The organism is Pseudomonas sp. ES3-33, assembly GCF_000952175.1.
Classification (GTDB): Bacteria; Pseudomonadota; Gammaproteobacteria; order Pseudomonadales; family Pseudomonadaceae; genus Aquipseudomonas; species Aquipseudomonas gregormendelii.
Window position 1 is genome coordinate 1 of sequence record NZ_JZRI01000067.1, and the last position, 8,870, is coordinate 8,870.

Below are 8,870 nucleotides of genomic sequence, written 5' to 3' on the forward strand. Positions count from 1 at the left end.
AGATGTGTATAAGAGACAGGTTCTATATACTTCATCAATCCAAGCTGAGTTTGGCAACGCTTACGGCGACAGTAAGCGTAAGGCTGAAGAAGCGTTGCTCAATCTGTCGGCCACTTCTGGCAATCAAGTGCATCTGTTCAGGTTGCCGAATGTATTTGGTAAATGGGCTCGGCCTAATTATAATTCTGCTGTAGCAACGTTTTGTCATAATGTTGCGCATGACTTGCCAGTTGTTATCAACAATGCTGACGCGACAATTTCCCTTGTCTATATCGATGATGTCGTTAAAAAGTTCATTTCTGTGATGGATGGGGCGGAATTCGCTGGTCCATTTTTGCAAGTTGAGCCTAATTACAGTATAACTGTGGGTGATCTTTCATCACAAATCTACGCTTTCAAAAATAGCAGGGAGTCGATGATAACTGAGCGCGTTGGTACCGGTCTGGTCCGCGCTTTATATTCGACGTACCTCAGCTATCTACCACCTGAATCTTTTACTTACCAAGTTCCTAAGCATGGAGACGCTCGCGGAGTATTCGTCGAGATGCTCAAAACCAAGGATTCTGGTCAGTTCTCATACTTTACTGCGCATCCGGGTATAACCCGCGGCGGCCATTACCATCACACCAAAACCGAAAAATTTCTTGTTATCTCTGGTAAGGCTTGCTTCCGATTTCGTCATATAGCTTCGGGCGAGTTCTACGAATTATACACTGACGGCGAAACGCCAGAAATTGTAGAAACCGTACCTGGCTGGAGTCATGACATTACCAACGTTGGCGAAACCGAAATGATCGTGATGCTGTGGGCTAACGAGATCTTTGATCGTGAGTTTCCGGACACCTACACGATGCCAGTGGGCACCGAAGCCTGATCGAATTAGGAATTTATCAAAATGAAGAAGTTGAAGATTGTTACTGTTGTCGGCACCCGTCCAGAAATCATTCGCTTGTCGCGCGTTATCTCAGCGCTGGATAAGTATTGTGATCACGTTCTGGTGCACACAGGCCAGAACTACGATTACGAATTGAATGAGATTTTTTTTCAAGACCTTGGGATCCGCAAACCCGATCATTTTCTAAATGCAGCAGGCAGCAGCGGTGCTGAAACCATCGGGAATGTGATCATTGCTGTGGATCAAGTGCTTGCCGCTGTTCAGCCAGAGGCGTTGCTGGTTTTAGGTGATACCAATAGTTGCATGGCTGTCATCCCTGCCAAACGACGTAAAATTCCAACTTTTCATATGGAAGCCGGTAATCGTTGTTTCGATATGCGGGTGCCTGAAGAAATCAATCGGCGAATCGTAGATCATACGGCTGATATCAATCTTACTTATAGCACTATCGCTCGCGATTACTTGCTAAAAGAAGGTCTGTCTCCTGATATGGTGATTAAGACCGGTAGTCCAATGTTTGAAGTTCTTAATTATTATCGCGATGGCATAGAGTCTTCTGACGTGTTGGCACGTTTGGGGCTCGAATCCGGTAAGTTTTTTGTAGTTAGCGCGCACCGTGAAGAAAATATCGATTCTGATAAGAATCTTCTGAAGCTGGTCGATGTTCTGAATACCGTGGCGGTGACATTTGGTTATCCGGTCATTGTTTCGACTCATCCACGCACTCAAAAGCGTGTTGATGCGATGGGTATTGTATTCCACGACAACGTAAAATTGCTTAAGCCATTGGGCTTCAAAGATTACAACAAACTGCAGTTGGAATCCAAGGCGGTACTTTCTGATAGCGGTACAATCAGCGAAGAGTCTTCGATACTTAATTTTCCGGCATTGAATATCCGTGAGGCCCACGAGCGTCCAGAAGGCATGGAAGAAGCTGCAGTGATGATGGTCGGGCTCGAAGTTGAACGGGTGTTGCAAGGGTTGATGGTATTGGATTCACAAGCCTCTGGGATGGAACGAACGTTGCGCTTGGTTGAAGACTACAGCATGCCCAATGTGTCCGAAAAAGTAGCCAGGATCGTACATAGTTATACTGACTATGTGAATCGCATCGTCTGGAAACGTTACTAATTCGAGTTGTGATCATGCCTGAGAAGAAACTGAGAATCCTGGTAGTAACGCAATATTTTTGGCCAGAAAATATGCGTATAAACGACTTGGTTCGCGATTTTACCGACAAAGGACATTCGGTCTCCGTGCTCACGGGGCTGCCTAATTATCCTGAAGGGACCGTATTTGCTGAGTTCCAGGCGGCGCCTGAGCGTTTCGGGGATTACCATGGTGCCGAAATTGTCAGGGTGCCAATGTTGCCGCGGGGTAAACGCAGTATCAATTTGGCACTGAATTATCTCAGTTTCTTCACCAGCGCTTCAGTTGTCGGGGCGTACAAATTGCGGGGTAAAGAGTTCGATGCAATTTTCGTGTATGCGGTATCACCTATCATGGCAGCCATACCCGCGATAGTAATTGGCCGACTGAAAAAAGCGCCGGTGTTCGTTTGGGTCCTGGATCTTTGGCCTGAGACGCTCAGAGCTGTCGGCGTTATGAAAAAGCCTGCATTGCTGGCAATGGTTGGTAAAATGGTTTCATGGATTTATAACCGTACTGATTATTTGCTACTGCAGTCCCATGGTTTTTTTGAAAATGTGCAGAGATACTGCACAAGAAATATTGCTTCCGAGCGTCTGGTCTATTTTCCGAGTTGGGCCGAAGACGATTTTTCCGCAGTGGACAATCGAACTACCTCCTTGCTTTCACGTGATGAAACAGTATTCACTGTTGTGTTCGCGGGCAATCTGGGTGAAGCGCAAGATCTGCCTGCTGTGCTAGACGCAGCCGAAAGCTTAGTTAACAAGGTTTCTGTGCGTTGGGTAATTGTCGGCGATGGGCGTATGAGTGAGTGGCTAAGTCAACAGGTCCATTCCAGAGGGCTTGGAAATGTTTTGCTGCTAGGTCGACATCCTCTTGAGGAAATGCCAGCTCTATTCGCGTGTTCGGATGCTTTGCTCGTCTCGCTCAAAACCAATGACGTATTCGAAAAGACTATTCCCGGAAAGGTGCAGGCTTATCTTGCCTCTGGCAGGCCGTTGCTAGGCATGATCAATGGTGAGGCGGCACGAGTGATTGGGGAGTCGGGCGCCGGTCTGACATGCTCTTCCGGCGATTCGAACGGTTTGGCGGAAATAACGTTGGCTCTTGCGCAATCAGACGCGAGTCAATTAAGGGCAATGGGTGAATCCGGGCGTCAGTATTACTTGGATAACTATTCGAAAAATCGACTTTTAACTCAACTGGAAGATCTTTTTAGAAATGCAACTTTAAGAAAGGCCAGCCAATGATGCGGCACTCAATCTTATTGACCGGGGCGACTGGTTTCGTAGGCGGCGCTATTCTTAAACGTTTACTCAACGAAAAGACGCATAGTGTTTCTGCCGTTGTCCGACAAGAATCTCAGCTCAACGTACAGGACGTACCTACACTGCGAATTGGCTCGTTTGATGGCGACACTGCGTGGACAGGAGATCTCACAAAATTTGATGTGATTATTCACTCCGCGGCGCGAGTTCACGTCATGAATGATGTCGAATCGGATCCATTGGCTGCGTTTCGTAAAGTGAATGTCGCTGGTACGTTGAATTTCGCTCGTCAGGCGGCTGCCGCTGGTGTTCGACGATTTATCTTTATCAGTTCAATCAAGGTCAATGGCGAAGGTACGAAACCAGGTGGTTTCTACACCGGCGACGATTCTCCTGCTCCTGCCGATCCTTATGGCATTTCGAAAATGGAGGCAGAGCAGGGCCTGCGCCAACTGTCGACGGAAACCGGAATAGAGGTGGTCATTGTCCGCCCTGTTCTCGTCTACGGACCAGGCGTCAAAGCAAACTTTTTAAGTATGATGCACTGGTTGGATAAGGGCATTCCCTTACCTTTTGGCGCCATACATAATAGCCGTAGCCTCGTCGCGCTGGATAACCTGGTCGATCTTGTCGTGACCTGCATTGATCATCCAGCTGCCGCCAATCAGACGTTTCTTGTGAGCGATGGAGAGGATTTATCTACGACCCAATTGTTGGCCAGAATGGCCAAGGCACTTCACAAGCCAGCGCGACTTATTCCAGTTCCCAGTTGGATGCTTGAAGGAGGCGCAGCGATGCTGGGCAAGAAAGCACTTTCCCAGCGTCTCTGTGGATCTTTGCAGGTAGATATTACAAAGACTCGCAATCTTCTGGGCTGGACGCCACCAGTGAGCGTCGATGAGGCATTGGCGGCAACCGCATTACATTTTAGGGACAATCAACAACAATGATTTACTTGTGGCTAGTACCTGCTATCGCCTTGCTTGCCTTGTCGCTGACTGCAGCCTTACGTCGTTATGCGCTAAGTCGCAGCATTATCGATATCCCTAATGCCCGGAGTTCGCATTCAATCCCAACGCCGCGTGGTGGGGGAGTGGCGATCGTCATCGCTTTCCTCATATCGCTGCCTGTTCTTGGTTATGTGGGACTGGTTGAATGGTCTCCGCTGATTGCTGTAGGCGGCGCGGGTATTTTGGTCGCTGTTATAGGATTTATGGATGATCATGGTCACATAGCTGCCAGATGGCGGTTACTGGGCCATTTTGGCGCTGGGATATGGGCACTGGTGTGGATGGGAGGGTTTCCTCCCATAGTCATCTTCGGAATGAGCATGGAGCTTCGTTGGTTTGGGTATGTGCTGGCTGCCATCTACCTGGTCTGGCTTTTGAATCTTTACAATTTCATGGACGGAATTGATGGGATTGCCAGCATTGAAGCCTTGTGTGTTTGCCTTGGCGCATGTTTCCTGTATTGGCTCAACGGTACTCCGGCGCTGATATGGGCACCGCTGGTATTGGCAATGGCGGTTTTGGGGTTCCTCTACTGGAACTTTCCCCCCGCACGCATTTTCATGGGGGATGCCGGTAGTGGGTTCCTTGGGATTGTGTTGGGAGTGCTGTCGATTCAGGCCGCCTGGGAGTCTTCCGCTTTGTTTTGGTCATGGTTGATTCTTCTCGGCGTATTCATAGTCGACGCTACGTTCACGCTATTGCGGCGATTGATACGAGGTGACAAGGTCTATGAAGCTCATCGCAGCCACGCTTACCAGTTTGCATCGCGGCGATTTGGCAGGCATTTGCCAGTGACTATAGCTGTGGGTGCAATTAACTTATTCTGGTTGCTACCTATTGCTTTATGCGTCACTTACTGGGGGCTGGACGGCGCCTGCGGCCTTGTGATGGCCTACATTCCATTGATCATTATCGCTGTGAAATTCCATGCAGGGGCGCTTGAGAGCTCGGTTTCTCCCTCTGCCAGTTAAGCTATGCGAATTGATTTAACGAGTGTTGTAGTTGTCCGAATGGGTACAATGATTGCGTCATATCCAGTTTAGGAGCGGGACAAGGTGTTTGAAGCGTTTATGGAGAGGATACGGGCTCTGTTGCTGGGGCTGCCACGCCGCCAAAAGCGACTGATACAGGTTTCGGCCGACGTCGTCCTGGTTTGGGCTGCCCTCTGGTTGGCGTTTGTGGTCCGACTTGGTATCGATGAAATGGTAAATCCGTTTCTCGCGCACACCTGGCTCTTCCTCATCGCTCCGGTGGTGGCGATACCCTTGTTCATCCGCTTTGGGATGTATCGGGCGGTCATGCGCTATTTTGGCAACGATGCACTGATCGCTATCATCAAGGCTGTAAGCCTGTCTTCGCTGATCCTAGGCGTCATCGTTTACTGGTACAGCAACCATCAGAATATCGTGCCTCGTTCAATCATCTTCAACTACTGGTGGTTGAGTCTTATCATGATTGGCGGATTACGTCTTGCGATGCGCCAGTACTTCCTGGGCGACTGGTTTACGGCAGTGCAGCACGTGCCTTTTGCCAGCAGAGATGACGGTCTTCCAAGAGTTGCGATTTACGGCGCGGGCGCTGCAGGAAATCAGCTTGTTGCGGCCCTACGCATGGGCCGGGCGATGCGTCCGGTAGCATTCATTGATGACGATAACAGCATTGCCGATCGCATCATCTCGGGCCTGCATGTGTACAAGCCCAAGCACATTCAGAGAATGATCGATGTTACAGGTGCGCAGGAAGTCCTTCTTGCGATCCCGTCATCTAACAGGGGCCGTCGTCGTGAAATCCTGACCTTCCTCGAAGGCTTTCCACTGCACGTTCGAAGTGTACCGGGCTTCATGGATCTGGCCAGTGGCAGGGTCAAGGTCGATGACATACAGGAAGTGGATATTGCTGACTTGCTCGGTCGTGACTCCGTACCCGCGCAGGGAGAGTTGCTTGAGCATTGCATCAAAAATCAGACTGTTCTGGTTACCGGAGCGGGTGGTTCAATTGGATCGGAACTTTGCAGGCAGATTTTGGCTTTAAGGCCAACAACGCTTTTACTTCTTGATCATAGTGAGTTTAATCTCTATAGCATTTTGTCGGAGCTAGAGCAGCGCGTTACACGGGAATCGCTACCGGTTCGACTTTTACCAATCCTTGGTTCCGTACGCAATCCAGAAAAATTACTGGACGTAATGAAAACCTGGCACGTTGATACGGTTTATCATGCCGCGGCCTACAAACATGTGCCAATGGTGGAGCACAACATCGCCGAAGGCGTTCTTAATAATGTGATCGGTACACTCAATACCGCTCAGGCTGCTCTTCAGGCCGGGGTTGCTAACTTCGTTTTGATCTCTACGGACAAAGCTGTGCGGCCCACCAATGTGATGGGTAGCACGAAGCGTCTCGCGGAACTGACGCTGCAAGCGCTCAGTCGCGAGGTGGCCCCGGTACTTTTTGGTGATACTGGTAATGTGTCGCGGGTCAATAAAACCAGATTTACCATGGTCCGCTTTGGTAATGTTCTGGGATCTTCAGGTTCGGTGATTCCGTTGTTTCACAAACAGATCAAGTCCGGCGGGCCACTGACTGTTACTCACCCGAAAATCACCCGTTATTTCATGACCATTCCCGAAGCAGCGCAGCTTGTAATTCAGGCGGGGTCAATGGGGCAGGGTGGCGACGTTTTTGTGCTCGACATGGGTGAACCCGTGAGAATTGTAGAGCTGGCAGAAAAGATGATTCATCTATCTGGCTTGAGTGTCCGTTCCGAGAAGAACATTAATGGCGATATCTCCATCGAATTCACTGGATTGCGCCCGGGTGAGAAGCTCTATGAAGAGTTATTGATTGGTGACAACGTTGTTTCCACTCGGCACCCTATGATCATGAGTGCCAATGAAGATCATCTACCGTGGGAAGTGCTCAAAACCAAGTTGACAGAATTGCTCTTGGCAGTTGAGCACGACGACTACACGCGAGTCCGACAGTTGCTGCGCGATACCGTCAGCGGATACGCTCCTGATGGAGAAATTGTTGACTGGATCTACCAGCAACGCCGACTCGAGCCGTGACCTGTTAAAAGTTGCAGCAAGGTCGTTTAGCAATAAGCGCGGCACTGTACGATGTTTCAAGCAGCTTCCTGGAAGCTGCTTTTTCTGAGACTTGAACTGTTGTCTCACAACGTCAGGGCCGCACTGCTTAGGGAAACAGATCCGCTTCCTGCAGGGTTTTACCTGCTTGGTCCTTAGCCGACAGTTGTGGGGTTTCATTGAGCTGCCAATCGATTGCCAGAGTCGGATCATTCCAACGAATGCAGCGCTCGGCGGAGGGGGTGTAATAATCAGTAGTTTTGTAAAGAAACTCGGCGAAGTCGCTCAGGACAACGAAGCCATGTGCGAAGCCTTCCGGAACCCAAAGCTGACGGTGATTTTCAGCCGATAGTCGAACGGCTACCCACTTTCCGAAATGCGGTGAGCTACGCCGAATATCCACCGCCACGTCAAGAACCTCTCCCACTGTGACACGCACCAGCTTGCCCTGAGTATTCTCAAGCTGATAGTGCAAGCCGCGAAGCACACCTTTTTGCGAGCGGGAATGATTGTCCTGAACAAATTTAGTGTTTAGACCAGTCGCTTCTTCGAAAGCCTTGGCGTTGAAGCTTTCATAAAAGAAGCCGCGCTCGTCACCAAACACCTTGGGTTCGATAATCAGAACACCGGGTAAGTCAGTGGTGACTACATTCATTGGTTTTCTCCAGATTTAGTGAAAAGTAAGAGACTTCGGTCCGTACTGACCAAAATGTACATATTAGAGCAAAGCCTGCGTCAGGTAATCGTATATGTGAACTCACCGACATACGCGATTGCCTATTTTCAGCTGGATCTACCAGTGACGCCACTTCGAATCCTGATTGTCTAGTTGAGGTGCCGGTGGTGCGGGCGTGCTGGGTAATCCGGCACCGCCAGCGTGGTAGATCCAGGAACCGTCAAACTCTGAGTAGCTTATGGATTGTCTGTTTTCGATTTTGCACCGCGATCATCGCCGACTAAGCATCCCTCAATGCGCTACAGGCGTATGTGAAGAATGTCGGTCGTCCGTAATCTGGTCAGATGGCACGATAACCTGTTCGCGCATAATCGATTTGGAACGTGCCCATGCTTTCAGGAGAGGCTCTTCCAGGTAGCGCCAGGAAACGTCGGCGATAGGTATGGCCACGATGATGCCGACCACAAGCAATTGCTTGGAGTCGAAACCGTTCGAATACATTAGCGCTGCAATAGGATAGTGGTACAGATAAAGTCCGTACGATATTTTTCCGAAGTACCGCATTGGGATATTATCGAAAATATTGTTATAGATTGAGTCGTAGTTAATCGTGAAATACAAAATCGCAATCATCGTCATGACCGATACTACTGTTTTTGGTGGCAGTGTCGTGTATGGCTGGGCATAATGGAATACGAAGGCCACCATCACAAGAATAGCCGGGCAAAAAATCAGGAGGCCGGAGAATCGGTTTTTGAAAAGCCTAACAATGAATTTGTAATCTTTTAT

At 49.3% G+C, this 8,870-nt stretch carries 8 protein-coding genes; 6 read left to right on the top strand and 2 right to left on the bottom strand.

The genetic code is table 11. The features are described from left to right. The 6 genes from wbjC to UB23_RS12455 form a co-directional block, all read left to right on the top strand. Positions 1 to 874: UDP-2-acetamido-2,6-beta-L-arabino-hexul-4-ose reductase (gene wbjC, locus UB23_RS12430; RefSeq protein ID WP_045059619.1), on the top strand; the 874-nt coding region annotated here is incomplete at its 5' end. Positions 875 to 895: 21 nt separating this feature from the next. After that, the gene (gene wecB / locus UB23_RS12435; protein WP_045059620.1) at positions 896 to 2,026 is read left to right on the top strand and encodes a non-hydrolyzing UDP-N-acetylglucosamine 2-epimerase; all 1,131 of its coding nucleotides are present in this window, start codon (positions 896 to 898) and stop codon (positions 2,024 to 2,026) included. A gap of 14 nt (positions 2,027 to 2,040) precedes the next feature. Further along, complete coding sequence (locus tag UB23_RS12440) at positions 2,041 to 3,294, top strand: glycosyltransferase family 4 protein (RefSeq protein WP_045059621.1); 1,254 nt, start codon at positions 2,041 to 2,043, stop codon at positions 3,292 to 3,294. Next, a complete protein-coding gene (locus UB23_RS12445) occupies positions 3,294 to 4,262 on the top strand; it encodes a UDP-glucose 4-epimerase family protein (protein ID WP_045059625.1) in 969 nt (322 codons plus the stop codon). The genes UB23_RS12440 and UB23_RS12445 overlap by 1 nt, the downstream gene beginning before the upstream one ends. Continuing rightward, the gene (locus UB23_RS12450; RefSeq protein WP_045059622.1) at positions 4,259 to 5,293 is read left to right on the top strand and encodes an MraY family glycosyltransferase; all 1,035 of its coding nucleotides are present in this window, start codon (positions 4,259 to 4,261) and stop codon (positions 5,291 to 5,293) included. The genes UB23_RS12445 and UB23_RS12450 overlap by 4 nt, the downstream gene beginning before the upstream one ends. A gap of 99 nt (positions 5,294 to 5,392) precedes the next feature. Then, positions 5,393 to 7,387: a polysaccharide biosynthesis protein gene (locus UB23_RS12455; RefSeq protein WP_045059626.1), complete on the top strand. Its 1,995-nt coding sequence runs from the start codon at positions 5,393 to 5,395 to the stop codon at positions 7,385 to 7,387. Between the two features lie 127 nt (positions 7,388 to 7,514). On the opposite strand, the gene rfbC is transcribed toward UB23_RS12455, so the two are convergent. Both rfbC and UB23_RS12465 read right to left on the bottom strand, forming a co-directional pair. Continuing rightward, positions 7,515 to 8,060 (bottom strand): dTDP-4-dehydrorhamnose 3,5-epimerase, encoded by a 546-nt coding sequence (gene rfbC, locus UB23_RS12460; protein WP_045059623.1) that lies wholly within the window; start codon positions 8,058 to 8,060, stop codon positions 7,515 to 7,517. Between the two features lie 312 nt (positions 8,061 to 8,372). Further along, on the bottom strand, positions 8,373 to 8,870 hold a 498-nt coding region (locus UB23_RS12465; protein WP_045059624.1), incomplete at its 5' end, for an acyltransferase family protein.